This window comes from Devosia subaequoris (genome assembly GCF_014197055.1).
GTDB lineage: Bacteria > Pseudomonadota > Alphaproteobacteria > Rhizobiales > Devosiaceae > Devosia > Devosia subaequoris.
This window is the reverse complement of record NZ_JACIEW010000001.1, coordinates 427,045-452,962: the sequence shown is the minus strand read 5'-3', so window position 1 is coordinate 452,962 and position 25,918 is coordinate 427,045. Positions and strand designations below refer to the sequence as shown.

At 60.7% G+C, this 25,918-nt stretch carries 26 protein-coding genes and 1 riboswitch; of the genes, 16 read left to right on the top strand and 10 right to left on the bottom strand.

Annotated elements, in window-relative coordinates; genetic code table 11:
• Positions 1–42 precede the first annotated feature (42 nt).
• The 5 genes from glyA to GGR20_RS02195 all read left to right on the top strand — a co-directional run bounded on the left by glyA (position 43) and on the right by GGR20_RS02195 (position 4,177).
• On the top strand, positions 43–1,341 hold the full coding sequence (gene glyA, locus GGR20_RS02215) for a serine hydroxymethyltransferase (RefSeq protein ID WP_183309588.1): 1,299 nt from the start codon (positions 43–45) through the stop codon (positions 1,339–1,341).
• A 17-nt stretch (positions 1,342–1,358) separates the two neighbouring features.
• Positions 1,359–1,838 carry a transcriptional regulator NrdR gene (gene nrdR, locus GGR20_RS02210; RefSeq protein WP_183309587.1) on the top strand — a complete coding sequence of 160 codons (480 nt, stop codon included), beginning with the start codon at positions 1,359–1,361 and terminating at the stop codon, positions 1,836–1,838.
• 118 nt (positions 1,839–1,956) lie between these two features.
• Positions 1,957–2,430 (top strand): 6,7-dimethyl-8-ribityllumazine synthase, encoded by a 474-nt coding sequence (ribH, locus tag GGR20_RS02205; RefSeq protein WP_183309586.1) that lies wholly within the window; start codon positions 1,957–1,959, stop codon positions 2,428–2,430.
• Positions 2,431–2,916, top strand: a complete 486-nt coding sequence (nusB, locus tag GGR20_RS02200; RefSeq protein WP_183309585.1) for a transcription antitermination factor NusB — start codon at positions 2,431–2,433, stop codon at positions 2,914–2,916. It abuts the gene before it with no gap.
• A gap of 70 nt (positions 2,917–2,986) precedes the next feature.
• Positions 2,987–4,177, top strand: a complete 1,191-nt coding sequence (locus tag GGR20_RS02195) for an MFS transporter (protein WP_183309584.1) — start codon at positions 2,987–2,989, stop codon at positions 4,175–4,177.
• A gap of 54 nt (positions 4,178–4,231) precedes the next feature.
• Here the strand turns inward: GGR20_RS02195 and GGR20_RS02190 are convergent, their stop codons facing one another.
• Positions 4,232–4,669 (bottom strand): outer membrane protein assembly factor BamE, encoded by a 438-nt coding sequence (locus GGR20_RS02190; RefSeq protein WP_183309583.1) that lies wholly within the window; start codon positions 4,667–4,669, stop codon positions 4,232–4,234.
• Positions 4,670–4,804: 135 nt separating this feature from the next.
• Here GGR20_RS02190 and GGR20_RS02185 point away from each other — a divergent pair, with 135 nt between their 5' ends.
• From GGR20_RS02185 to GGR20_RS02150, 8 genes are all read left to right on the top strand, one after another.
• A complete protein-coding gene (locus GGR20_RS02185; RefSeq protein ID WP_183309582.1) occupies positions 4,805–5,362 on the top strand; it encodes a ubiquinol-cytochrome C chaperone family protein in 558 nt (185 codons plus the stop codon).
• The gene (locus GGR20_RS02180) at positions 5,359–5,910 is read left to right on the top strand and encodes a YceD family protein (protein WP_183309581.1); all 552 of its coding nucleotides are present in this window, start codon (positions 5,359–5,361) and stop codon (positions 5,908–5,910) included. The genes GGR20_RS02185 and GGR20_RS02180 overlap by 4 nt, the downstream gene beginning before the upstream one ends.
• 84 nt (positions 5,911–5,994) lie before the next feature.
• Positions 5,995–7,065 carry a phosphate acyltransferase PlsX gene (gene plsX / locus GGR20_RS02175; RefSeq protein ID WP_183309580.1) on the top strand — a complete coding sequence of 357 codons (1,071 nt, stop codon included), beginning with the start codon at positions 5,995–5,997 and terminating at the stop codon, positions 7,063–7,065.
• Complete coding sequence (locus GGR20_RS02170) at positions 7,062–8,042, top strand: beta-ketoacyl-ACP synthase 3 (protein ID WP_183309579.1); 981 nt, start codon at positions 7,062–7,064, stop codon at positions 8,040–8,042. The genes plsX and GGR20_RS02170 overlap by 4 nt, the downstream gene beginning before the upstream one ends.
• 221 nt (positions 8,043–8,263) lie before the next feature.
• Positions 8,264–8,575 (top strand): integration host factor subunit alpha, encoded by a 312-nt coding sequence (locus GGR20_RS02165; RefSeq protein ID WP_183309578.1) that lies wholly within the window; start codon positions 8,264–8,266, stop codon positions 8,573–8,575.
• Between the two features lie 105 nt (positions 8,576–8,680).
• Positions 8,681–9,136 carry a MerR family transcriptional regulator gene (locus GGR20_RS02160; protein ID WP_183309577.1) on the top strand — a complete coding sequence of 152 codons (456 nt, stop codon included), beginning with the start codon at positions 8,681–8,683 and terminating at the stop codon, positions 9,134–9,136.
• 99 nt (positions 9,137–9,235) lie between these two features.
• The gene (gene iolG / locus GGR20_RS02155; RefSeq protein ID WP_183309576.1) at positions 9,236–10,273 is read left to right on the top strand and encodes an inositol 2-dehydrogenase; all 1,038 of its coding nucleotides are present in this window, start codon (positions 9,236–9,238) and stop codon (positions 10,271–10,273) included.
• Between the two features lie 65 nt (positions 10,274–10,338).
• Entirely contained in the window at positions 10,339–10,710 is a 372-nt protein-coding gene (locus GGR20_RS02150; protein ID WP_183309575.1) for a VOC family protein, read from the top strand.
• 9 nt (positions 10,711–10,719) lie between these two features.
• Here GGR20_RS02150 and iolB read toward each other — a convergent pair whose 3' ends face one another.
• From iolB to GGR20_RS02115, 7 genes are all read right to left on the bottom strand, one after another.
• A complete protein-coding gene (gene iolB, locus GGR20_RS02145; RefSeq protein WP_183309574.1) occupies positions 10,720–11,520 on the bottom strand; it encodes a 5-deoxy-glucuronate isomerase in 801 nt (266 codons plus the stop codon).
• A complete protein-coding gene (locus GGR20_RS02140; RefSeq protein WP_183309573.1) occupies positions 11,465–11,716 on the bottom strand; it encodes a hypothetical protein in 252 nt (83 codons plus the stop codon). The genes iolB and GGR20_RS02140 overlap by 56 nt, the downstream gene beginning before the upstream one ends.
• Before the next feature lie 57 nt (positions 11,717–11,773).
• Positions 11,774–12,691: a myo-inosose-2 dehydratase gene (gene iolE / locus GGR20_RS02135; protein WP_183309572.1), complete on the bottom strand. Its 918-nt coding sequence runs from the start codon at positions 12,689–12,691 to the stop codon at positions 11,774–11,776.
• Positions 12,692–12,700: 9 nt separating this feature from the next.
• Positions 12,701–14,548: a 3D-(3,5/4)-trihydroxycyclohexane-1,2-dione acylhydrolase (decyclizing) gene (gene iolD / locus GGR20_RS02130; RefSeq protein ID WP_183309571.1), complete on the bottom strand. Its 1,848-nt coding sequence runs from the start codon at positions 14,546–14,548 to the stop codon at positions 12,701–12,703.
• Positions 14,545–16,464, bottom strand: coding sequence for a bifunctional 5-dehydro-2-deoxygluconokinase/5-dehydro-2-deoxyphosphogluconate aldolase (locus tag GGR20_RS02125; protein WP_183309570.1), 1,920 nt, complete (start codon positions 16,462–16,464; stop codon positions 14,545–14,547). The genes iolD and GGR20_RS02125 overlap by 4 nt, the downstream gene beginning before the upstream one ends.
• Before the next feature lie 101 nt (positions 16,465–16,565).
• Positions 16,566–17,396 carry a MurR/RpiR family transcriptional regulator gene (locus GGR20_RS02120; RefSeq protein WP_183309569.1) on the bottom strand — a complete coding sequence of 277 codons (831 nt, stop codon included), beginning with the start codon at positions 17,394–17,396 and terminating at the stop codon, positions 16,566–16,568.
• Between the two features lie 112 nt (positions 17,397–17,508).
• On the bottom strand, positions 17,509–18,480 hold the full coding sequence (locus tag GGR20_RS02115) for a DMT family transporter (protein ID WP_183309568.1): 972 nt from the start codon (positions 18,478–18,480) through the stop codon (positions 17,509–17,511).
• 99 nt (positions 18,481–18,579) lie between these two features.
• Positions 18,580–18,724, bottom strand: a riboswitch (FMN riboswitch).
• Between the two features lie 312 nt (positions 18,725–19,036).
• On the opposite strand from GGR20_RS02115, the gene GGR20_RS02110 reads away from it, so the two are divergent.
• Positions 19,037–20,455: an MFS transporter gene (locus GGR20_RS02110; RefSeq protein ID WP_183309567.1), complete on the top strand. Its 1,419-nt coding sequence runs from the start codon at positions 19,037–19,039 to the stop codon at positions 20,453–20,455.
• Positions 20,456–20,493: 38 nt separating this feature from the next.
• On the opposite strand, the gene GGR20_RS02105 is transcribed toward GGR20_RS02110, so the two are convergent.
• A complete protein-coding gene (locus GGR20_RS02105; protein WP_183309566.1) occupies positions 20,494–22,500 on the bottom strand; it encodes an aldo/keto reductase in 2,007 nt (668 codons plus the stop codon).
• A gap of 221 nt (positions 22,501–22,721) precedes the next feature.
• Here GGR20_RS02105 and GGR20_RS02100 point away from each other — a divergent pair, with 221 nt between their 5' ends.
• Both GGR20_RS02100 and GGR20_RS02095 read left to right on the top strand, forming a co-directional pair.
• On the top strand, positions 22,722–23,615 hold the full coding sequence (locus tag GGR20_RS02100; protein WP_183309565.1) for a helix-turn-helix domain-containing protein: 894 nt from the start codon (positions 22,722–22,724) through the stop codon (positions 23,613–23,615).
• Between the two features lie 3 nt (positions 23,616–23,618).
• On the top strand, positions 23,619–25,721 hold the full coding sequence (locus tag GGR20_RS02095) for a CHASE2 domain-containing protein (RefSeq protein ID WP_183309564.1): 2,103 nt from the start codon (positions 23,619–23,621) through the stop codon (positions 25,719–25,721).
• On the opposite strand, the gene GGR20_RS18900 is transcribed toward GGR20_RS02095, so the two are convergent.
• Positions 25,718–25,843 (bottom strand): hypothetical protein, encoded by a 126-nt coding sequence (locus GGR20_RS18900; protein ID WP_276511859.1) that lies wholly within the window; start codon positions 25,841–25,843, stop codon positions 25,718–25,720. The two genes, GGR20_RS02095 and GGR20_RS18900, sit on opposite strands and share 4 nt — an antisense overlap.
• Positions 25,844–25,918: the final 75 nt, after the last annotated feature.

Sequence of the window (25,918 nt, the reverse complement as noted above, 5' to 3'; positions counted from 1 at the left end):
TTCCACGCCGACCCATTCGACCGTCAACGAGGTAACCGCCCGATGAGCGCCGCCACGTCTTTGCCCCTGTTCCCGAACTTCTTTTCCGCCTCAGTTGCGCAGACCGATCCGGAGCTGGCCAAGGCCATGCAGGACGAGTTGGGCCGTCAGCAGAACGAAATCGAGCTGATCGCCTCGGAAAATATTGTCTCCCAGGCCGTGCTCGAAGCCCAGGGTTCGGTCCTGACCAACAAATATGCCGAGGGCTATCCCGGCAAGCGGTACTATGGCGGCTGTCAGTACGTGGACGTGGCAGAAGCCCTGGCAATCGAGCGCGCCAAGCAATTGTTCGGCGCGGAATTTGCCAATGTGCAGCCTAATTCCGGCTCCCAGGCCAACCAGGGTGTCTATCAGGCGCTGATTCAGCCCGGCGATACCATTCTGGGCATGTCGCTCGACGCAGGTGGTCACCTGACCCATGGTGCCAAACCTAACCAGTCGGGCAAGTGGTTCAACGCCGTTCAGTATGGCCTGCGTCAGCAGGACGGCCGGGTCGACATGGAACAGGTGCGCGCCCTGGCGCATGAGCACAAGCCCAAGATGATCGTGGCTGGTTTTTCTGCCTATTCCCGCGTCATGGACTGGGCCGAGTTCCGCGCCATTGCCGATGAAGTCGGCGCCATTCTCTTTGTCGACATGGCCCATGTGGCAGGACTGGTCGCCGGTGGCGTTTATCCCAGCCCGTTCCCGCATGCCCATGTGGCCAGCACAACCACGCATAAGACCCTGCGCGGTCCACGTGGTGGTCTGATCCTGACCAATGACGAGGCAATCGCCAAGAAGATCAACTCGGCTATCTTCCCAGGCATTCAGGGCGGTCCGCTGATGCATGTCATCGCCGCCAAGGCCGTTGCCTTCAAGGAAGCGCTCTCGCCCGAGTTCAAGGCCTATGCCAGCCAGGTCGTGGCCAATGCCAAGGTTCTGGCCGATACGCTGGTCAAGGGCGGGGTCGATATTGTTTCGGGCGGCACCGACAATCACCTGATGCTGGTCGATCTTCGGCCCAAGGGCCTGACCGGCAAGGCAACGGAAACCGCCCTGGGCCGCGCCCACATCACCTGTAACAAGAACGCCGTGCCGTTCGACCCGGAAAAGCCTGCTATCACCTCTGGTGTGCGCCTTGGGACTCCCGCCGGTACGTCACGCGGCTTTGGCGAGGCAGAATTCCAGCTTATCGGCGAACTCATCATCGAGGTGCTCGATGGCCTCAAGACCAATGGCGACGACAACAATAGTGCCGTAGAGGCCGAAGTGCGCGCCAAGGTGAAGACGCTCACCGATCGCTTCCCAATCTACGGCTAACAACCAAAAGGCCCGCCATGCGCTGCCCCTATTGTGGCAATGACGATACCCAAGTGAAGGATAGTCGCCCGACCGAAGATTCGGGCGCTATCCGCCGCCGCCGTGTCTGCAATGGCTGTGGCGGGCGTTTTACCACCTTTGAGCGCGTACAGCTTCGCGATCTCACCGTGGTCAAGAAGACCGGACGCAAGGTTCCCTTTGATCGCGAAAAGCTCGCGCGCTCAGTCAATACCGCGCTACGCAAACGATCGGTGGAGCCCGAAAAGGTCGAGCGTATGATTTCGGGCATTGTTCGCCAGCTTGAAAGCCTGGGGGATGTCGAGGTCACGTCCGATCAGATCGGCGAATATGTCATGGAAGGTCTCAAGGGCCTTGATGATGTGGCCTTTGTGCGCTTCGCCAGCGTTTACAAGAATTTTTCTGCAGCCAATGACTTCCGTTCCTTCCTCGCGGACCTGGAGGAGAACAGTTCGGCCCTGCCAGAAGATGAGGGCTGACCATTCCCAGGCTGCGCCAGTAAAAGGTTTCGTTTATCGCCCCTTGAGGTAGAACTGCCGGGTAACCCCGAAATGGGCTATTCTCTTGTCACGTGACGCGCGGAACGGGAGATTGACCATGGATTCCTACGGTGTGCGATTTCCGCTGCCCGAAGATGCGGGCAGGGGCTTGCGTTTTCTGATTGTTGAGGGGCGTGCCTATCCCGATATTGCCGATGAAATGATGCGCGGCGCTGTCGCGGCGCTTGAAAAGGCCGGTGCGCTCCATGAGACCATTGCTGTGCCCAGTGCCATGGAAGTGCCCGTGGCGGTGGCAATGGCGATTGAAACTGGGCGCTTCGACGGCTATGTGGCGCTGGGCTGTGTAATCCGCGGCCAGACTAACCACTATGTGTCGGTGGCCCAAGAAAGCATCAGGGCGCTGGCAGAATTGGCTGTCGTCGACGCTTTGCCCCTTGGCATTGGCATTCTGACGGTAGAGAACGAAGCGCAAGCCCGGATGCGGGCCAATGTGAACGACCAGGATCGAGGCGGTGACGCGGCGAGAGCCGCACTGGCCCTATCCAGTGTGAAAGTGAAACTGAACAGCTAGATGACCGACCATCCCAAACGTGATCCCGGCGCCGCACGCCCTGCCAATCAGCGCGGCGCTGCCCGCCTAGCAGCCGTCCAGGCGCTCTACCAGATGGATATCGGGCGGGCGACGCTGGAAGATACGCTGGCACAGTTTGGCTCATTCCATCTCGGCCGCGAAATTGAGGGTGAGCAATATCTGCCTGCCGACGCCGATTTCTTCCGCCAGATCGTCACCGGGGTCGCCAAGCATCAGATCGAGATCGACCCGTCCGTCGACAAGGCTCTTGCAGAGGGCTGGCCCATTGGGCGCGTCGATGCCACTCTTCGCGCCATAATGCGCGCTGCAGCCTTTGAACTGCTGCGCCGCAAGGATATCCCGGCGCGCGTGGTGATAACGGAATACGTCGATATTGCCCGCGCCTTTTACGAAGATGACGCGCCCGGCCTTGTCAACGCTGCGCTCGATACCATAGCCCGCTCTGCCGGCGTAGACATGAACTGATCCTTCCGGCATTGACGACGCCGGCGGCGGGGCGCACTTTCCGGCGCCTCCCACCAAGGACGTCTTCCCAATGCTCGACAGCCGCAGCCAGTCTATTCGCAATATCGGCCTGCTCTCGGCCGTCCAGGCACTTGGCGGTTCGAACTCGTCGATCGTTATGTCGGTGGCCGCGCTGGCCGCCGTGAATTTCGTCCCAGACCGCTCGGCCGCGACTTTGCCGGTGACCGCCATGATCGTGGGACTGGCGCTGACCACTTCGACGGCCACCATGACGATCTATCGCCTGGGCCGGACACGAGGTCTCATGTTGGGCGCCGCCATAGGCATTCCAGGGTCTATCGTCGCCACGCTGGCCGTCATACTCGGGCAGTTTTATCTCTTTGCCGCTGGCCTGTTCCTTGTTGGCATGTCTGGCGCCTTCATGCAGCAGGTGCGCTTCGCAGCGGCCGACAGCGTCGCCCCGGCGCTCAAGAGCCAGGCGATTTCATGGGTGATGTTCGGCGGGGTCGCAGCAGGCTTTCTCGGGCCGCAATTGGGCGCTTTGAGCATAGGCTGGATACCGGGGGCAGACTATGCCGCCAGCTTCATGGTCATCGGCGTGATCTCGCTGCTCTCGGTTCTGGTGCTCTCCGCCACGCGCCTTGCGCCCACCCATGCTCTCGGTGGGAGCGAGGGCACAGGACGTCCGCTCTCGGTGCTGCTGCGTCAGCCGGAAATTTTCCTGCCCATGCTGGGCGGCGCGCTCACCTATGCGCTCATGACGCTCATCATGGTCGCTGCCCCATTGGCCATGGTGCATCTGTGTGGTCATTCACCCACCGATGCGGCGGGGGCCATCCAATGGCATGTTGTGGCCATGTTCGCGCCAAGCTTTGTCACTGGTGCCATCATCAAGCGCATCGGCGCCAGCCTGGTCACCGCCATCGGCCTATTGCTCATCATTGGCTGTGCAGCGATCGCACTGAACGGCATCACCGTAGCCCATTTCACAGCGACGCTTATCCTACTGGGTGTGGGCTGGAACTTCGGCTTTATCGGGTCGACGGCCATGTTGGCGACCAGCTACCGGCCGCAAGAGGCCGGTCGGGTCCAGGCAGTTAACGAGCAGGTGGTGTTCGGCTCAAGTGCCGTTGCCTCACTCAGCTCGGGTTTTCTGGTGCAATTTGTAGGCTGGGAATCCATCAACCTGCTGGCCATTCCCGTGGCGAGCTTGACTATTTTGTTGCTGGGCCTCGGTGCCTTGCGGCAGGCGCGCATCTGAGCAAAAGAAAAAGCCCCGGGGACCCGGGGCTTCGGACTTACTGTCTGGGCTGCTTCAGAACGAAGACAGAATGGTGTCGATAAACGTTGCGTCCTCGCCGAACGAGGGGGTGCGGCGCGTTTCAATATTGATCGCCTTGCCATCCTCGAGCGCATAGACAGCGCGTTCAATGACCTTCTTGTTCCGATCGAAATAGATCGCCAGAACCGTGCGTTCCTGGATCATTGTCATGCCGAACGAGGTCTGGTTGACCTCGGTTTCCACATAGTACCAGGCGGTGCGATCACCGAAGGTATTGGTGGTCTGGGGCGAACCCAGAACCAGTGTAACCAATTGCTGGCTCTGACCAGGCCGGATCTGCTGCAGAGCCGAGTCGGGAATATCATAGCCCTGGGTTCGCTTTGAAATCAGCGATGTGCTGCTGGTGCAGCCGGCGAGCGCAACGGCAAGAACGGCCGCGGCAACGGAGGCTTTTGCAATTCGCAGAGGCATGAATTTGACTTTCCCAATGGCTGTCGACTATAGGCGTGACACTTGGGCGCGTGCCCATTGGCCGCCGGAATGTGTAGCTGTCAACTTGGCCGTCTGGCAAGCTGGCAATGATCCGGCACCCCGATCTGCCCGTGTTTGACCGATACCGACGCCGAGCGCAATCCCATGATCATGTCCTTGTTCCGCAAGAAGACTGCTACCGAGCCGGTTTACGCCGTTTATAGCTCCATTGTGGCGCAATCCCGGCGGCCGGTCTTCTACGCCCAGTGGGGCGTTCCCGATACCGTGACCGGGCGGTTCGACATGATCAGCCTGCATATGGCACTGTTGTTCCGTCGGCTGCGCAACGGGCCTGCGGGTTCGCGAGAGTTCAGTCAGGCAGTGTTCGACCTGTTTTTCAAGGATATGGACCGCTCGCTGCGCGAAATGGGCGTGTCGGATCTGGGCGTGCCAAAGAAAATCCAGAAGATGGGCAATATTTTCTTCGGCCTGCTCGCCGCCATGAACGAAGCCATGGATCGCAACGACGCCGATGCGCTGGCAGGCGTTTTGGCGCGCAATGTCTTTGATGGCCAGGATACGCCGGAGTTGCGGGCATTGGCCGATTATGTCTTCGCCCGCGACGCGGAACTTGCCACCCAGCCCGTAGAGGCGATCACGGCGGGCTCGATTCAGTTCGAGGCCGCAGCATGACCCGCCGTGACGACCCCATTTTTGACGCGGTTGTACGGATCGACAAATTGCCGGCCGGCGGTCGCTCGATTGCCGTTGACGCGGATGAAACCGCGCGCCAGGCCATTGCCGAGGCCATGAACATCCTCTCCGTGGAGCGCTTTACGGCGAGCTTGACGGTCACGCCGCTGCGAGGGGGCTTGCGCGCCCTGGGGCATCTGGAGGCAGACGCGACTCAAGCGTCAGTCGTCAGCTTCGAGCCTGTTGCCGAGACCATTGCCGAAGACATCGATCGCGTCTTTCTGCCGGCGCCGCGCGAGAAGCAGGCGCCCGCTGCCGGTGCCGAAATATACGTCGATCTTGAAAATGACGACTTTCCCGATCATATCGACGGACCCGAGGTGGACCTGAGTGCACTGCTGCTCGAGACCTTGGCGCTGGCGCTCGATCCTTATCCGCGTCTTCCGGGTGAAAGTCTTGATTCTCTGGGGGTTCCGACCGGAGATGCCGAGGAGGGGCCGTTTGCCAAGCTTGCTCGCCTCAAGGGTGATGGCGGGGACAAGAAATGAGGCCTTGCCCTTCCAGGGCTTGCGCCGACCCGTTGATGGGATATGTTTGCTTGCCTGCCAAAGCGGGCCGAAAAACGGGCTGAAATGACCGATTCTATTACGATTTCCGTGGATGCCATGGGCGGCGATCACGCTCCGCGTGCCGTTATTCATGGCGCTCACCTCGCCCTCAAGGAGCGCAAGAACACGCGCTTTATCTTTCATGGGCTGAAGGAGCAGATCGACCCTCTGCTTGAAGAATTCCCGGCCCTCAAGCCTGTTTCCACCGTCAGGCACTGCGAGACCGTGATTGCCATGGACGAGAAGCCGAGCCAGGCCCTGCGCAAGGGCAAGGGCACATCGTCCATGTGGATGGCCATTCAGGCGGTCAAGGACAAGGAGGCCGACGTCGCCATTTCCGGTGGCAATACCGGCGCCCTGATGGCCATGGCCACCTTCTGCCTCAGGCCCATGAAGGGCATCTCCCGGCCCGGCATTGCTGCGATCTGGCCAACTTTGCGCTCCGACATCATCGTGCTCGACATGGGCGCTACCATCGGCGCCGATGCACAGCAATTGGTGGATTACACGATCCTGGGGTCCGCTCTGGCAAGGGCCCTGTTCGATTCTGATTCGCCCACTGTCGGCCTGCTAAATGTTGGCACGGAGGAGGTGAAGGGGCTCGACTACATCAAGGAAGCCGGCAAAATTCTCTCTGAAGCGAGCGGCGCGGGCTTTACCTATCACGGTTTCGTCGAAGGCGACGACATCGGCAAGGGTACGGTGGATGTCGTAGTGACTGAGGGCTTCGTCGGAAATATCGCACTCAAGACGGCAGAAGGCACGGCACGCCAGGTCGCGACCTATCTGCGCCAGTCGCTCAAAGCGACGCTGATGAGCCGCATCGGCGCTCTGTTCGCGTCTTCGGCACTCAATGCCCTGCGCCGCAAGATGGATCCGCGCACCGTCAATGGCGGCGTGTTCATGGGTCTTAATGGCATTGTCATCAAATCTCATGGCGGCACCGACGAGATCGGGTACAAGAGTGCGCTTGGCCTGTCCTATGAGATGGCGCGCAGCCGCCTGATGGACAAGATTGGCGACACCATGCATCGTTTTCCCATCCACAAGGCAGACCCCGACCTGCCTACCGAGACCGAGGCCAAATCGGCGTGACCAGTTCAATCCGTTCCGTCATTCGTGGGGTTGGCAGCTACTTGCCGGCCAAGACCGTTACCAATGAAGAATTGGCCAAAACCGTCGATACGTCCGACGAATGGATTCAGCAGCGTGTCGGCATCAAGGAACGCCATATCGCCGCCGAGGGCGAGTTCACCTCGGACCTGGCTGCTGCGGCTGCGCGGGCAGCGCTCGACAATGCCGGCTTTGCCGTCGAGGACATCGACCTCATCATCGTGGCTACCACGACGCCTGACTACACCTTCCCAAGCGCCGCAACCCTGGTGCAGATGAAGCTGGGCATGCATCACGGCTTTGCCTTCGACATTCAGGCGGTGTGCTCCGGCTTCGTCTATGCCGTTGCCACGGCCGACAGCTATATCAAGAACGGCATGGCCCGCCGCGTGCTGGTCATCGGCGCCGAGACCTTTTCGCGGCTTCTCGACTGGACGGATCGCACCACCTGCGTTCTGTTCGGCGATGGGGCCGGCGCCGTGGTCATGGAGCGTGTCAACCTGGCCGAGGGGGAACCTGAGCGTGGCGTACTCACCTCCGCCTTGCGCTCCGACGGCCGACATTGGGACAAGCTTTATGTCGATGGCGGCCCTTCAACGACCGGTACCACGGGACACGTGCACATGCAGGGACCCGAAGTCTTCCGCCACGCCGTGGGCAAGATCACCGACGTTGTCTATGCCACGCTCGAACAATCGGGCTACACGGTGGATGATCTCGATTGGTTCGTGCCGCATCAGGCCAACAAGCGTATCATCGATGGGGCAGGGGCCAAGCTTGGCCTGCCACCCGAAAAGGTCATTACCACTGTCGATGTGCACGCCAACACGTCTGCGGCCTCCGTGCCCTTGGCGCTGAGCGTTGCCGTTGCCGATGGACGCATCAAGCAGGGCGATCTGGTCATGCTGGAGGCCATGGGTGGCGGCTTCACCTGGGGCGCATCGCTCATTCGCTGGTAGTCCCGCTAACCGCATTGACCTCAAGCGTTTCAAGGCGTTAGTGTTCTTCTTGGGTGGAGGAAACCGGCGCTGACGCAGCGAGAATTTCGTGCGGCAGCACTTTTGAGGGGAAGGAATCCCGTACGGCGATGCGGCCCGGGCGGTCGCATTGATGTCTAGTGACAAGGCTTTGCCGAGTCGCTTGCAGGGAGGTCCGAACCCGCTGCAACTTGGGGGCGTGAATGACGCAGAAGACGGTGACGCGAGCAGATCTTGCCGAAGCGGTCTATGGCTCGGTCGGGCTTTCACGAACGGAGTCAGCGGAACTGGTGGAGCGTGTCCTCGAACTGATATCGGACGCTCTGGTAACCGGTTCCAACGTCAAGCTCTCTTCCTTCGGGTCCTTTCAGGTTCGCTCCAAGAACGAACGGATCGGCCGAAACCCCAAGACCGGCGAGGAGGTGCCCATCCTTCCCCGGCAGGTTCTTGTGTTCAAACCCTCCAATGTGTTGAAGTCCAAGATCAACAAGTCTATGGTCGGCGCTGGAAAGTAAGGCTTTTACGCGCTTGGTCGAAGAACGTTCTGGTTCTCCGAAAGGCCCGGCTGGTAAGGGCGAAACTGCAACAAGCGCGTTGCCGTGGGCAGGGAGAATCGCGGTTTGGACAAGTCGCCAGACGCGTTCCGTACCATCTCTGAAGCTGCTGAAGAGCTCGATCTCCCGCAGCACGTATTGCGATTCTGGGAAACCCGTTTCAATACCATCAAACCGCTCAAGCGTGGCGGTGGGCGACGTTATTATCGCCCCGAAGATGTGATGCTGCTGCGCGGAATCCGCCACCTGCTTTACGATCAGGGCTTCACTATCAAGGGCGTGCAAAAGATCCTCAAGGATCAGGGTGCGCGCTACGTCATCGCCGTTGGCGAGGGCAAAGGGTTGGACGAAATCCTGCCCATGATCGAGCAGGCCGAGACGGCAGGCGATGAGGCCGAGCTGGAAGACGCCCAGATGGAGGCCAGCCCTGCGCTCGATCAGGAATCGCGAGACAAGCTCTCCGAGGTGCTGCGCGAACTGCTCGAATGCAAACGGTTGCTGGAACGCGCACGCGAGCACTAAGCGCTCTGGAATTCCTGTTTCGCTAACCTGAAAAATGGACTATCTATTCCGCAATGTTGGGCAAATGATCGGCCCGTTGATTGCTGGAGTCTGTTCGCGATGACCATTCGTTTTGGCCTGCTCGGGGCAGGTCGCATTGGAAAAGTTCACGCAAAGGCTGTTTCGTCGAATGCGCGGGCCGAACTGGTCGCCGTGGCCGACGCCATGACGGAGGCGGCCTCGGCGCTTGCCGAACAATACGGCGCCCAGGTGCGCACCATCGAAGCCATCGAGACGGCGCCGGATATCGATGCGGTTGTTATCTGTACGCCCACTGATACCCATGCCGACCTGATCGAACGGTTTTCCCGTGCCGGCAAAGCCATCTTCTGCGAAAAACCAGTCGATCTCGACGTCGAGCGGGTCAAGACTTGCCTCCGTGTTGTCGATGAGGCGGGTGCGACGCTGATGGTTGGCTTCAATCGCCGCTTCGATCCGCATTTCCAGGCGGTAAAGCGGGCCATTGCCGAGGGTCAGATCGGTGACGTCGAGATGGTCACGATTATCTCCCGCGATCCCGGCGCGCCGCCCGCCGACTATGTAAAGCGCTCCGGCGGCATTTTCCGCGACATGACCATCCATGATTTCGACATGGCCCGGTTCCTGCTGGGCGAGGAAATCGAAACGGTGTCCGCCATGGCCTCTGTTCTGGTGGACAAGGCCATAGGCGAAGCCGGCGACTTCGATAGCGCCTCGATTATGCTGGCGACGGCGTCGGGCAAGCACGCCACCATTTCGAATTCGCGCCGCGCCACCTATGGCTATGACCAGCGCATCGAAGTCCACGGCTCCAAGGGTGCCGTAGCAGCCGAAAATCAGCGACCTGTCTCCATTGAGATTGCCAATGCCGACGGTTACACAAGGCCGCCTCTGCACGACTTTTTCATGACCCGCTATACCGAGGCTTATGCCCGCGAAATCAGCCACTTCATCGATTGTGTGGAATCAAAATCTCCGGCCGCACCGAGTGGTGCCGACGGGCTCATCGCCCTCGCCCTGGCCGAGGCGGCACTGAAATCGGTGACCGAAGGCCGGGCGATCAAGGTCAGCGAGATCACTGGCCCGCTCGCAGACCGGTCGGCGTTTCAGGGTCGGTAGGTCTTCGGCCTTGCGACCATCGGCCGACCTCCATAGTCTTTTCACGCCAGACTAAGGAGCCTCAAATGGAACTCGGTGCCTTTTCCGTCAGTCTCGCTGTCAAGGATATCGCCGCCTCGCGCAGTTTTTACGAGAAGCTTGGCTTCTCAGCGGTCATGGGCGAGGAGGCGCAAAACTGGCTCATCATGAAAAATGGCGACCATGTAATCGGCCTGTTTCAGGGTATGTTTGACAAGAACATCCTCACCTTCAATCCAGGCTGGAACGCCGATTCCGAGCAATTGCCGGATTTCATCGACATCCGGAAGATCCAGCAGTCGCTCAAGTCAGACGGGATTGAAGTCGGCACCGAGATCGACCCGCAATCCTCCGGGCCGGCAAATTTCTCGATCATCGACCCGGACGGCAATGTCATCCTGTTCGATCAACATGTCTGAGTGACGCTGCTATTTTAGCATCCACTCGTGTTCAGGCGCATTATGGAACTTCCACACGCGCTTGGGCCCTGCCATGACGTTGAGGTAATAGAGGTCATAGCCCGCTGTCGTCGCTACGGGGTGGTAACCGCGTGGCACCAGGGTCACGTCGCCGTCCTCGATCGCCATGGCTTCGTCCAGGCTCCGGTCATCGGTGTAAACACGCTGGAAGGCAAAGCCCTGCGCCGGGTTCATGCGGTGATAATAGGTCTCTTCCAGCTGGCTTTCGTGCGGAAGATCGTCCTGGTCATGCTTGTGCGGCGGGTAGGAAGAGGTGTTCCCCTGGGGCGTGATGACCTCTACTACCAGAAGCGCATTGGCCGCCCCATCATCCTCGGGCATGATATTATAGACATGCCGCACATTGGCGCCGGTGCCACGCGTAACACGCGGATGCGTACCGGGTGCGATCACCCTGGCATGATAGTCCCCGCCACCGGGCGCCGAGCAGACAGCCAATTCCAGATCGGTCGTCGCATCCACCGCCCAATGCCGCCCCGCGGGCACATAAAGCGCGTGCGGCGCGCCTTCAAAGGGGCTCATCCGCTCGCCCAACTCTCCGAAATCCTCGCCGTCAACGGCAAAGCGGCCCTTGCCGCTGACCAGAACCAGGCAAATCTCGCGATCGCCGGTCTCCTCGCCATAGGCTTCGCCAGGCTCCAGCCGGTGCAGCCCAAAGCCAACATGGGACCAGCCAGCCGAGGCCGGCGTTACATCATGGATCCTGCCGCTCTTGCTCGTCGGCCGGACGAGGAGGGGGGACTTGCTCATTTTCATTCTCCTCCTTGGGGAACCTGTAAAAGAAGTTCCAGCCTACATAGGCCAGCGCCGCGCCAACCAGTACGGCCCAGAACATGTCCTGGGTGAACAGCAGCTCCCAGCCTAGCCAGAGCGCCAGGAACACTGCGACCGCAACGCGCCGCCACATCGGGCGAAACCATTTGAGGTCGTTTTCTTTGAGGGCCATACCTGCCTCCCTATTGATTCAGTTCGGCAAGGCCTTAGCACAGCTCCTTCAAAAGACTCACCCTTTTGGAAAGCCCTGGGTTTCGACGGTGTACCCGGCGGCGGCCATCACGCGCATCAGTTCGGCATGCCCCACCTGCGCCATTTTGAGCGGCGGGTTCTGCACCGGGTCCTGTTCGGCCTCGACGACGAACCAGCCTTCATAGCCATGGTCGGCCAGTCGCCGCACCATGGTGCCAAAGTCCAGCGATCCGTCGCCCGGCACGGTGAAGGCGCCGAGCGCCACCGCGTCAAGAAAGCTCTGCCGGGTACGATCCAGCCCATCGACCACCGACTGGCGGATATCTTTCACATGCACATGGTTGATCCGCGCGTGGTACCTGTCGATGGCCCGCAACACGTCGCCACCGGCGAACACCAGATGTCCCGCATCAAGCAGCAAGGGGATGCCCGGGCCGGACGCGGCCATAAACGCGTCAAGTTCGGCCTCGGTTTCGACGACCGCGCCCATATGGTGATGATAGCTCAGCGGCATGCCTTGTTCGGCGCACCACTCGCCAAACGAAGTGACCTTTTGCGCATAGGCCCTCATTTCGTCATCCGAGAGCGTGGGCTTTTGCGCCAGCGGCACATCACGCTTGCCCTGGATGGAACGTCCCACCTCGCCATAGACGATGCAGGGCGCATCAACCGCCTTGAACAACTCGATCATCGGCGCGATGCGGTCCTTGTTGGCCGAAATGTCTTCGTCCACCAGAGTGCCAGAGAACCAGCCACCACATAGCGTCACGTCAGCTGCCTTGAGAATAGGCAGCATCACCTCGGGATCGTCGGGGAAACGTCGGCCCTTCTCCATGCCGGTAAATCCGGCCGAACGGGACTGCCGCAGGCACTCTTCGAGCGAAACGTCATCGCTCAATTCCACAAGATCGTCGTTCCACCACGCAATGGGCGACATACCGAGTTTGGCTTTCATGCTCTTCTCCTATCCGGCCCGCTGCGCCTTGAGCGCCTTTACATAGGCGTCTCGGGCTTCGTTGACCTCGGGTCGCGCGCTGACCTCGGGAACCGCCACATCCCACCAGTGTCCACCTTCGTCAGTGGTAATCAGCGGGTCGGTGTCGATGACGAACACAGAAACGCCAGGCTGGTCCTTGGTCTCTTTGAGCACCGCCTCCAGCTCAGCCACCGAAGTGACCTTCTTCGCATTGGCACCCATCGCCGCAGCATGGGCAGCAAAGTCCACATTGGGCATCGTCTGGTGGCGGGTGTCGCGGAACAGATTGTTGAAGTTCGCCCCGCCGGTGGCCATCTGCAGCCGGTTGATGCAGCCATAGCCAGAATTGTCGAGCACCACGATGGTGAGCTTAACCCCCAGCATCACCGCACTGACGATCTCCGAATTCATCATCAGATAGGAGCCGTCGCCCACCATGACGACGGTGTCCCCATCCGGCTTTGCCAGCGCCACACCCAGCCCGGCGGCAATCTCGTAGCCCATGGTCGAAAAGCCATACTCGAGATGGTAGCTGCCTGGCGCATCGGCGCGCCACAGCTTGTGCAACTCGCCCGGCAGGCCGCCGGCAGCACAGATCAGGGTGGCCTTATCCCGACCCCGCTGTACCGCGCCGATGACTTGGGCATCCGAAGGCAGTTCCGCATTCGAAGCCGCCAGCGCCGTGTCTGCCGCGCCAAGCCAATTTTCCTTTTCCTGCAAGGCCTTGCTGGTCCAGGCGGAATCAACCTGCCAACCCATAAGGGCCGCATCCAAAGCTTCCAGACCCACACGCGCATCAGCCACCATGGGCAGCGCATTGTGTTTCATGGCGTCGAACACCTGAACGTTGAGGCCGACGATCTTGAGATCCTCGTTCTTGAACAGCGCCCAGGAGCCGGTAGTGAAGTCCTGCAGCCGCGTGCCTACGGCCAGCACGACGTCAGCCTCTTCTGCCAGTGCATTGGCTGCCGATGTGCCGGTCACGCCAACGCTGCCCATGTTGAGCTCGTGGTCATGGGGCAGGGCACTCTTGCCCGCCTGCGTTTCCATCACGGGAATGCCGTGCTCCTCGGCAAAGGCCGCCAGGCTCTCGCTGGCCTCCGAGTAAAGCACACCACCGCCCGCGATGATTACTGGTTTTCTGGCCAGCTTCAGTGCTGCCGCTGCGGTCGCGAATTCATCGGCATCCGGCATGATCCGGCGCGGCACCCAGACCTTCTCGGCAAAGAAGCTCTCCGGATAGTTATAAGCTTCCGCTTGCACGTCCTGACAAAGGCTCAATGTCACCGGTCCGCATTCTGCCGGGTCCGTCAGAACCTGCATGGCCCGCCGCAGCGCCGGCATGATCTGCTCGGGCCGGGTGATGCGGTCGAAATAGCGACTGACCGGTTTGAAGCAGTCGTTTGCCGATACAGTGCCGTCGCCAAAATCCTCCACCTGCTGCAGGACCGGGTCCGGCAGGCGATTGGCGAACACGTCGCCGGGCAGCAGCAACACGGGGATGCGATTGACATGGGCCAGCGCGGCTGCTGTCACCATGTTGAGCGCACCCGGGCCGATCGATGAAGTGCAGGCCATGAAGCGGCGCCGGAAATTGGTCTTGGCATAGGCGATGGCGGCGTGAGCCATGCTTTGTTCGTTTTGTCCGCGATAGGTCGGCAACGCATCCTTGATACCATGCAGCGCTTCCCCGACCCCGGCCACATTGCCATGCCCGAAAATGGCCCAGACGCCGCCAAGGATCGGCACCGTCTCGCCATCGATCACCGTCTTCTGCGCGCTCAGGAAGCGCGCCACGGCCTGCGCCATCGTCAATCGGATCGTGTTCTGGCTCATGGCCGCTCCCAAATCTCCACCAGTGCGCCGAACCGTTTCGCCATCTCGGCTACGGCTTCTTCGTCGCTCATCTTGTTGTCCAGCCACTCGCGCGCGGCTTCACCGAAGATCGTCCGCCCCACGGCAAAGCCCTTCACGGTCCGCGCCTTCTTTGCAGAGGCAAAACCGGCAGCCAGCTCATCCTGCGGCGCATCGAGTCCCAGCATAACAACGCCGCGACAATAAGGGTCGCGCGTTTCGATGACACCATCAATGGCCGCCCAGGCCGCCGCGCTTTTTTGTGGCTCAAGCTTCCACCAGTCCGGCTTGATACCGGCGTCGTAAATCTCGGTCAGTGCCCGAGCCAGCGTGTCATCATTGGACCGTCCGTGCTTGGACGCGATGACTTCAACCAGCAATTCGCGACCGATCTTGCGCGCCGCATCGAAAGCCGAACGCAACTTGCTGATCTGTTGATCTCGCAGGTCCTGGCCATCATCCGGATGGAAAAAGCAAAGCACCTTGATGCAATGGTCAACCGGCCAGTCAATCAGTCGCGATCCAAGATCCTGCGTGAACTCAAACTCCAGTGGACGGGAACCCGGCAGCTCGATTGGCCTGGCAATCCAGAAGTTGGGCAGGGCGCTCGCAGCGTAGAGCGCGTCACGACCATATTTATCGTCGAGCAACATACCGAAGCCATCGCGCCCTTTAGACACCTGTGCCGCAGCCTTGACGGCCAGAACCTTCAAATCCGGCAGCCGAGCCAGCTTCTGCGCGTCGCCGTCTGCCATGTCCTCGAACTGACTGCGATGATCGATGGCGAGCGCCATCAGCTTGGGAATGTCGCGCCGCCGGGTCGTGGCCCAATGCACATGGTTGATGGCTTCATCCTTGCGCAGCGCCCGTTCCGGACTTCCCTTCTCTAAAAAGAACTGCAACTCGTCCCAGGTCGGAATTTCCGGTGCGCAGAGCAGGCGCGAAACCGCGAACGCCCCACAGGCATTAGCCCAGGTTGCACTGGTCTGGTGGCTCTCGCCCCGCAGCCACCCTCGCAAAAAACCGCTCATGAAGGCGTCGCCCGCGCCGAGCACATTATAGACCTCGATGGGAAACCCTTTGCCGACGATCCCGTCTTCGAGATCGTCGGGAATGGCCCCGTCATAGACAATACAGCCCATGGGGCCGCGCTTCAGGACGATTACGGCGGAGGACAGGGTCCGGATCGTCCTGAGCGCAGTTTCAAGATCGCTGGCACCAGAGGCAATGAGCACCTCTTCTTCGGTTCCCACGATCAAATCGCATTCGGGCAGCACAGTCTTGAGATGGGCCGACACCGTATCGGAGGCGATATAGCGACTGTCCCCCGCGTCATGCCCGGCCAGACCCCAGAGGTTTGGCCGATAATCGATATCAAAAACAACCTTGGCGCCGCTTTCCCGCGCAATGCGCATGGCCTTGCGCTGCGCGGCGTCGCTGTGCGGCTGAGCAAAGTGGGTGCCCGTCACCAGCACCGCTCGCGCCGAGCAAATGAAGTCAGGGTCAATGTCGCTTTCTTCGAGGGCCGCATCGGCACAATTGTCGCGGTAGAAGATCAGCGGAAATGACTTGTCGTTTTCCACTGAGAGTAAGACCAGCGCGGTGAGGCGCTTCGGATCCGTTACGATCCCGCCTGTGTCTACCCCTTCACGGGTGAGCTGCTCGCGAATAAAGCGCCCCATCTGTTCATCGCCAACCCGGGTAATCAGCGCAGATTTGAGACCGAGCCGGGCTGTGCCCACGGCGATGTTCGTGGGGCAGCCGCCAACCGATTTGGCAAAGCTACCTACGTCTTCGAGCCGTGTCCCGATCTGTTGGCTATACAGGTCCACCGATGCGCGCCCAATGGTGATAACATCAAGAGGGCGATCCGGGATCTGGTCAGCGGCGAGGGACAAGGCGAGAACTCCGTTGCGGTCACGAGGTTAGTGAAACACAAGTTCCGCATCTTCTCAAGATGGAATGCTTGTTCCAAGGTGGCAATATCGGCGCGGGCGCGTCAGGCCTGCCGCCGCCGCTCCGCAACGCCTACGGTCAATGCCATGGCAAAGGCCATGCTGGCGGAAAGCGAGCGAAAGCCAGCATGGTCGGCCTCCACCAGTTCGAACCAGACTGCAGTGCTGGCTGCCAGGGGTGAGAGAGCTGAGTCGGTCAAGCCAACCACGGCGACACCACGTTCGCTCAATGCCTGTGCCTGCGCCGCGCTTTCGGCGGCGTAGGGCGAAAAACTGACGGCAAATGCGGCGTCGGCTGCAGTGGCCTGGGCCAGCAGATCATCTTCATTGCCGATGGACGTGCTGACCACCCGGCACGGCACTTTCAGCTTGCCAAAGGCGTACGCCATATAGGTGACGATCGGAAAACTGCGGCGCCGAGCAACCAGGTAGATGGTTTGGGCGCGCGCCAGGATTGTAATGGCCCGTTCGAGCGCGTCGGCATCGATCGTGTTCGCCAGTGTGCTAAGGCTGTCATGACCGGCCGCCAGAAAGCCGTTGAGGATGGCCACGCCTTCAGTTTCTGCTGTGCCACCCGATTCGAGATGGCGCAATCGGTCTTCATAGCTGCCATTGCGCTCTTTCAGTCGCTCTCGGAACAATTGCTGCAGACCCGAAAAGCCGTCAAATCCGAAGTGCTGAGCGAATCGAACCAGAGTTGAGGGCTGGACCTCTGCGGCCTGAGCTATGCTGGCCGTTGTTCCGAAGGCCATGTCGTCGGGGCGTTCAAGAGCATAGCTGGCCACTTGCATCAGCCGCTTGGGCAATGTGGCGCGCATCTCGACAATGGCGGCACGCAGGCTATCGAAATCGCGAGGCGGGAGCTGGCCGGTCATCTGATCCTCATGGAATGCTCATTCTATTTTTGGAACAAAATGCCGCGCCCCGCAACAAAAAGGGGCAGGACGGTGGAACGTCCTGCCCCCTGGGGGATCATGGAAGGAGAACCTAAGCTGGTTGCAGCGAGGCGGGCTCCTCGCGGTTCTCGATCCAGTAGATGAACACCGAAGCCCCCACGATCAGGGCGGCGCCGGGCCAGAACCAGATCGAAGGCACCTGACCAAGGGCAACCCAACCGACCAGGCCGCTCAATGGCACTTTGAGATCGCCAAACGGCTGCAGATAGACCGCATCGGCAGCCCTATAGGCAAAGGCCAGCAGATATTGCGCCGCTGCAGTGAGAGCGCCGAGCAGCAGCAACAGCCAAATGCCGGTCATATCGGGTAAAGCGAAGGGGAAGCCGGGCGCCAAGGCCGTCGGCAGCACGCCGGAGAGCGCATTGGCCACCAACAGGATCGCCAGATGGTTGGGTGTCATCAGCACCAGAAGAGAAACTGTCAGGGTTTCCGGGCTCTCGCCCTTGCGTGTCAGGAATTTTGTCAAAACATCGGTGGCGGCCCAGAGCGCCGCAGCGGTGATCGGGATCAAGGCCTGCCAGCCAAGGCTTTCGGTTCCAACGCCCGAAACGATAATGGCGCCGACGAATCCGGCCAGAGCTGCCACGATCCGAGCTGTCGATGCGCGCTCACCAAGAAACAGCGTGGAACCCAGGACAATGAAAAGCGGCCCGGTCGCCAGCAGTGTCACCATCTGCCAGATCGGCACGCCCGAGGCGAAGCCATAAACAAACACATGCACGCCCAACGCGGAAACAAAGGCGCGAACTTCATGGGCGAGGGGGTGACGGGTCTTGAGATTTGAGAGCCCGATCCTCAAGATCAACGGCAATGCCAGAACCGAGGCAATCAGATACTGCCAGAAGGCCATACCGGTCGAACTCATGCCGAAGCCACCATACTCGGCGGGCGTGGGCAAAATGGATTGCAGCGTATTGGTGCCGGCGAAGGCGATACTCGCCACCAGCATAAAAAGAGCGCCCGAAGTTGCGGCGTTGTGGGGAGTAGAGGAAATCTGGCTCATCTGTCGTCCTTTCCGTAACCAGTTTCCTCAGGGTTACGGGAGACGACATGCCAGAATTGTGCGCAGCCAAATGGCCACGCACGCCGGCAACGGCGTTGATCCCGTTCTCTTTCATCCGGACTATGACCGTCGGCTCCGGAATTACACCGGATCTGCTGACCTCCCGACCTCTGGGAGCGCTCGCGGGCTTGGCATTACTGCCTTTACCGCCGGTGGGGAATTACACCCCGCCCTGAGAACAATGCAGGTGAACCTGCACTGCGACATCTAGGGCAAGGGCGCGCCGGGTGCAAGTAAGCACAAGGGTGTAACTGTGCGCGGGTCACCAACGACAGGAAAAATCTGTCCTCGAACGGAACCGGCAATGTTCTGTTCGCATCGTTATTCGTCCGCCTCTGCTTGCTGTCCGACAGGGGTAGGGCGGTGGACCAGCGCTGACGCCTCGCCAAGGCGCGCGCGCAACTGCCACGCCTGACCGAGGTGAAGAACAATTTCTATTGGCAACCACCGCAGATCCAATTAAACAAGGGATGTCTTGTTTAATTGGAATTCAGTCATGTCCGACACAGTCGATGGTCGGTGGGCCGAGATTTTTGGGCCCCGCTATCTTTCGGTCACCACGATCCTGGCCCTGGGCGTCTCGCTCTTTGCCTTCAACGTCTTCCTGTCTGCCACCGCATTGCCCTCGGCGGTTCAGGAACTGGGCGGCATCGAGGTAATTTCCTGGGCCACCACGCTCTACCTGGTTTTTGCCATTGTAGGCGGTGCAGCCGCAGCTTTGATCAAGCGGCGGCTGGGCTCCAGGTTCGCGCTGATTGGCCTGGCCAGCGTCTTCCTGCTGGGCACGCTAATCGCTGCAAGTGCCGGGGGGATGCCTCAGGTGCTGGTCGGCCGCGCCGTGCAGGGTCTTGGCGAAGGTGTCGTCGCTGCCCTCTGCTTCGCGCTCATTCCCGAACTCTTCCCCAGCCGTCTGGTGCCCAAGGTCTTCGGCATGCAGGCCATTGTCTGGGCCGTTGCGGCCTTTGGCGGCCCTGCCGGGGCAGGGGCTCTTACGGAGTTGATTTCCTGGCGCGCCGCCTTTCTCATCAACGTGCCGCTGGTCTTGATCTTTGGAGTCATGGTGCTTCTGGTGGTACCGGCCAATCAAAAGATCGCCGGTTCATCCGGCTTTCCCGGCTTGCGCCTGGCGGCGATTGGCGCTGGCACCATGCTGGTGGCGCTGGCGGCCATCGCTCCGCCGGCATCAGCGGCATTGTTGTTGATGGGGGCGGCAATTGCCCTGGTGGCCGCCGTCTGGATGGACCGGCGCAGCGCAGAGCGCCTGATGCCGCCAGATGCGTTTTCGCTCAAGACCGCTGTTGGTTCGGGTCTGTGGCTTTTCCTGCTCATGCCAATCGCCGGAGCGGCCACAGCGGTCTATCTGGTTCTGCTGTTACAGCAGCTCTGGGGCTATGGCCCGACCCAGGCCGCGGCGCTTGGCGCGGTCATGGCGGTTGGCTGGAGCTGCTCGTCAGTCACCGTCGCCAATGTGCGCAAGCGCGCCACCCGGCGCATCCTGATCCGTACCGGTCCAATGCTGCTGGCGCTCGGCCTGCTAGCTGTCCTGCTTGCATTGGAAACCAACCAGTTACCGATCCTGATCGTCGGCCAGTTTGCCAGCGGCATGGGATTTGGGATTTCCAATGGTTACATCATGCTCACCATCATGGAGGCCAGTACCGACGCAGAGCGCGACCGCACTTCGGCGCTTTTGCCGACCACACAGTCCGCAGGCAATGCGCTGGGTGCTGCACTGGCCGGCGTCGCCGCCAACGCGGCCGGCTATGCCCAGGCCAGTGGCGAAGCCGAAATCCTGGTCGCCATCGTTCCGTTGTTCTTCATGGCTGTGAGTTTTGCCGTATTGGCTTGGCTGGCGGCATTGCGCATGGTTCACCTCGCGAAAACCACACCCATCGCCCAATTCGCCGAAGGCTGAAGAAAGGCCCCGGATCGCTCCGGGGCCTTTTTCGATTGTCAGCCCTGTTCCAGCCAGCGCACCTGCTCGGGTGTCAGCTTGATCTCAAAGGCCTTAAGGCTGTCTTCCAGCTCCAGCAGCCGGCGCGGCCCGATCAGCGGTACGCTGGGGAAGGGCTGTGCGAGCACGTAGGCCAGCGCGATGTGGATCGGCGAGTGACCGAGTTCATTGCCCAACTCGATGGCGCGATCGCGACGACCGAAATTCTGGTCGTTGTACCAGCAGCGCACCAGTTCCTCATTGTCCCGCCTATCACGACCGGCAAAGTCGGTGAAGAAGCCGCGCGCCTGACTCGACCAAGAGAAGTTCGTCACCTGACGGTCGATCAACCACTGTTTGAAATCTGGTGTCGCAGCGGTGACGCAACCAGCCCAGATGGGGCTGATCATTTCGGCCAGGGCGAAATTGTTGCTCAGGGCCTGTGGGGCGGTCTTGCCATTGGCATTGGCATAGGCAATCGCCTCATCCATCCGCTCCTTGGTCCAGTTCGATCCGCCATAAGGCCCGCGAATGCGGCCAGCCTTCACCTCGGCATCCATGGCGTCGACAAACTCCCCTACCGGCACGTCGAGATTGTCACGATGCATGAAGTAGATGTCGAGATAGTCGGTCTGCAGCCTGTCCAGGGATTGGGTAAGCTGCTTGGCGATCACATCGGGATAGACCAGGGGCGAGTGCGCGCCCTTGCCGATCAGCACGGCCTGTTCGCGCACCCCGCTCCGCTTCTGCCACTCGCCCCAGAGCTTTTCGGTATAGCCTCCGCCATAGATAAAGGCGGTATCGAAGATATTGCCGCCCTTTTCCCAGAAAGCGTCCAGCAGGATTGCGCCTGACGAGAAGGTCTTGAAGTCCTCAAAGCCCAATGCCACGGCCGAAGCCTGCTTTTCGAGGCCTGGAATGGTGCGCTTCGGAATGATGCCCTGATTGGCGCCAAGCGGGCGATTGTCCAGCGTGTTGACGCGGTTGACCGATTTCTCAACCGAGAACTCTATTCCGGCATCCGCCCGCCACTTGTCGAGTACCCGCAGATTGCCCAGCGTGTCGTTCCAGCTCATCCCGGGCGCGTCAAATTCTGTCTTGCCCGCGAGAATGGCCAGCGATGCGGCTTCTGCCTCGTAGGAATAGAGATGTGGTTCGGCCCCGACGCTGATGGTTTCGGTCTGGCCGCCCTTGATAATGTCGATGCGGCCCAGCCCCTGGTCACGGTCGCCATTGGCGAACCAGAAATCGGGAACTTCGATGCGCCCCTCCGAGCCATGAATGCGCAGCACATTGTCGAGATTGGCCATCACCGCGCAACTGACCTGCGCCACAATGCCATTCTCGAAGCTCAACATGGCCGTGGCCCAGTCGTCCGTGCCTTCTGCATTGAGCGTCGCGGCTCCTGAAACCTTTACCGGATCGGCAAAGGGTTTGCCGATGGCTGTCCCGGCAATCAGTCGCGCCATGGAAACCGGATAGCAGCCGACATCCATGATGCCGCCGCCAGCCAGCGCCGATGCAAACAGGCGATGCTCGGGCTGAAATTTGCCCATGGAGAAGCCGAAGCTCGACTGGATCATGCGAACGTCGCCGATGGCGCCGGACTGGATCAGTTCGATCAGCTTGGCCGCCTGCGGATGCACGCGATACATGAACGCCTCGCCCGCGAAGGTGCCAGCCTTGCGATGGGCGTGGAACACCGCGTCTGCCTCATGGGCGGACAGCGCAAGCGGCTTCTCCACCAGCACGTGCTTGCCGGCCTCGGCTGCCTTGATAGCCCATTCGGCGTGGCCGGTATGGGGCACAGCAATATAGACCGCGTCGATCTCCTTGTCCGCCAGCAGCGCCTCATACCCATGCACAATGCGCGCTTCGGGGAAGGTCTCCTGGAGGCCCGGCCGGTCCGGATTGCGCGTCGCAATGGCCGCCAGCACGCCGTGCTGGCTGTCGTTTAGGCCGCCACGAAAGGCCTTTGCAATGCTGCCCGGACCAATGATGCCCCAGCGGATTTTCTTGTCGGTCATGTAGTCTTCCTCACCAGAGCATCAGGTCGAGAAATTCGACGCCATTTTCGGGCGGTCCCGATGCTCAATCCAAAAATTCTTGCGGGCTTATGCCCGGCAGGCGCGAACGGCCTGTCCAAAGACAAGCTTTTCAATTGCTCTTGCGCCAAGTGATTTCTAAGTTAGCGCGCCCGCAAGTGGCATACCCCGATTTCGGGTATGCGGACCGGGCGGAAAGTAAGATGGATACTGGCCTTTTTTACGAGCCTCGTCCCAATGGCGTTGAACGCCTGCCGACGGCGCTGCAGATGTTTCATACCACGCCACGCCTGATGCGGGCGGACCATTGGCACGCGCAGGTCGAGGTCAACTATGTCGTGCGCGGCTGGGCGCACTACCATATGGCGGGGCATGAAGCGCGCTTCGAGGCTGGGGATTTTGCCCTGTTCTGGGGCGGACAGCCCCATCGCCTCGATGATGCGTCCGCGGACCTTGTCTATGCCGGCGGGCACTTGCCACTGGTCCATTTCTTCCGCCTCCGTCTGCCGGCAGACGTTCAGGCCCGTTTGATGCAGGGGGCGACCCTTGTATCCAATGCGACCGACGCGGCCGACCCGATCAATTTCGAGCGCTGGGTAGACTACGCCCGCTCCGGCGATCCGATGAAAGCCAGCCTTGCCGTCGACGAACTCCTGTTGCGCATCGAACGGCTGCGCTTCTCGCCCTATTGCCTACTGCCCGAAACCCGACCGGTCTCCGACAATGGCGGGCTCGACCAGCATACGTCCCCTATCGTGGTCCGCATCTGCGATTTCATCGCTGACAATTTCCGCGAGGAGATCGATTCGGTAGATATCGCGGTGGCCGCCGACATCCATCCCAAATACGCCATGACCGTATTCAAGAGATGCACCGGCATGACGCTGAATGATTACATCAACCTCATGCGTCTCTCCTATGCCCAGGCGCTGCTGATGCGTGATGAGACCAGCGTTCTCGCCGTTGCCATGGATAGCGGATTTGGCTCGCTCAGCGCCTTCAACAAGTCTTTCCGCAAGATATCGGGCATGTCCCCCAGTGACTTCCGCCGCGAGGTGCGCGAGCGCCCCATCGTGGCCGACAGCCGGTACAACTAGGGCATGGGCAGGCGCGGCTGGCTTGCACTGCTCTTCGGCCTGACGGTCATTGCCGGATTGACACTATTGCGGGCCGCCGATCCATATCCGGTGCAGGTCGCACGCGAGACCACTTTCGATCTGTTCCAGCAATTGCGACCGCGCGAGGCTCCACCCGACCTGCCCGTTCGCATCATCGATATCGACGAGACTTCCCTTGCCGAACAGGGACAGTGGCCCTGGCCAAGAACGGCCATGGCGGACATTTCTGACCGCCTGACCGAACTGGGCGCGGCCGCCGTCGTTTTCGACCTGCTGTTCAGCGAGCCGGATAGACTATCGCCCTCGGCCTATGCCGATGGCAGAGAAGACTATGATGCAATGTTCGCCGATGCGCTGTCGGCCGGCCCGACTGTCCTCACCCTTGCCCAAAGTGGGCGCGCTGCCGTTGTCGGTCTGGAGCCTAAATCCGGGCTTGCAATGACGGGCGACGATCCGTTGGCAAAGGTGCCGCACCTGGGCGGCGCCGCCCAGCCCTTGCCGGTTCTGGCCCAAGCGGCGCGCGGTCTGGGCGTCGCCAGCCTGGACCGCGAAGGGGCAGGGGTGGCGCGCCGCCTGCCCATGCTCTGGCGCAGTGGCGATGCGGTGCTGCCATCGCTTTCCGCCGAAGCCCTCCGGGTGGCGCTGGGCGTGTCGACACTCGTCGTGATTGGGGACAGCTCCGGGGCAGGAACGGTCGAACAGCTTCGCATTGGCGATTTTGCCGTGCCAACGGGACCGAGCGGTGGCATCTGGATCTATTATCGCCATCTGCCAGACGAGATCTATGTTCCGGCCCGTGAACTGCTGGTCGATGGCTATCGTGACCTGGCGCCGCAGATCGCCGGACACATAGTGCTGATCGGCACATCGGCCAGCGGGCTGCTCGACATTCGCGCCAGTGCCTTGGGGACGGCCGTGCCCGGGGTGTCCATCCATGCCCAGGCACTCGAACAGATGCTGACCGGCACTTTCCTTGATCGGGCCGATTGGGTCGGCGGGCTGGAGATGGTCGTTTTCGCTGTTGCGGGGCTGCTGATTGTCCTGGCTGTAATCATCACAGGACCGATTGTCGGGCTTGTCATTTCGCTATTGATTGCCGGCCTGCTCCTGGCGGCAAGCTGGTGGGCCTTTGCCCAGCCACATCTGCTGATTGACCCCAGCTTCGCCCTGTTTGGCGCGTTGCTGCTCTATGCCGCCATGGCCTTTTTCCGCTTTGCCGTTACCGATGCGGACCGCCGCCGTATTCGCCGCGCCTTTGCCCACTATGTCGAACCGTCATTGCTGACTCGCATCGAGGCCGATGGGCGGCTGCTCAAGCTCGGCGGGGATCTGCGCGAACTGACCGTGATGTTCTCCGACGTGCGCAATTTCTCCGCGCTCGCCGAGCGCACCACACCGGCCGGGCTGGTCGCGATCCTCAACCGGCTTTTTGCCGCCCTGGGCCAAGCCATCGTTGCTGAGCAGGGTACAATTGATAAGTTCATGGGCGATGCCGTCATGGCCTTCTGGAACGCCCCGGTCGATGTCGAGCGTCATGCGACGCGCGCTTGTCTGGCCGCGCTGTCCATGCGCGAAGCCCTTGAACAGCTCAACGCCTCCAGCAATGAGCCCATTGCCATCGGTATCGGGATAGCCACCGGTCCTGCGCTGGTCGGCAATATGGGTTTTGAGCGGCGCTTCGACTATTCCTGCATCGGCGATACGGTCAATGTCGCCAGCCGCATCGAAGGAAGCTGCCGCGCGGTCGGCTATGACATACTGATCAACGAAACGACGGCTGCGGCGGCCGCCGACCTTGCGCTATTGCCCGCAGGCGCTGTCGAGCTCAAGGGCATGAGCGGACGCGAGCCAATCCACATCCTGATCGGCGATGCCAAAATACGTCAAAGTGGCGCTTTCGCTACGTTAAAAGCGGCTCATGATGATTTGGTCACGCACCTCAGAACTGGCGGAGATCCGACCCTTAGCCTTGATGCCTGCCGTCGTGCCGCCTTGGCCGTGGATGCGCGCCTGGGCACATTCTATGCGGCCTGCCTGGAGCGCAGCGACGATTTCAGAGCCGTCAGCTCTGCATCTGAAACTTAGACTCGCCCTAGCCCCAGCATTACCATCGCGGCAAGCAGCAGCGCGCCGATAATCCAGATCGCACCGGCCAGCAGCGAAAAACCTTCGATGAAATCGAGCCCGGGGTCTTCTTCGTGATCCATGCTTTGCTCCCTCCTTGTCCCGCCCACGGCAACCGTGAACGCAAAATGTTCTAGGACGAAGTGTAGTGCATTCTG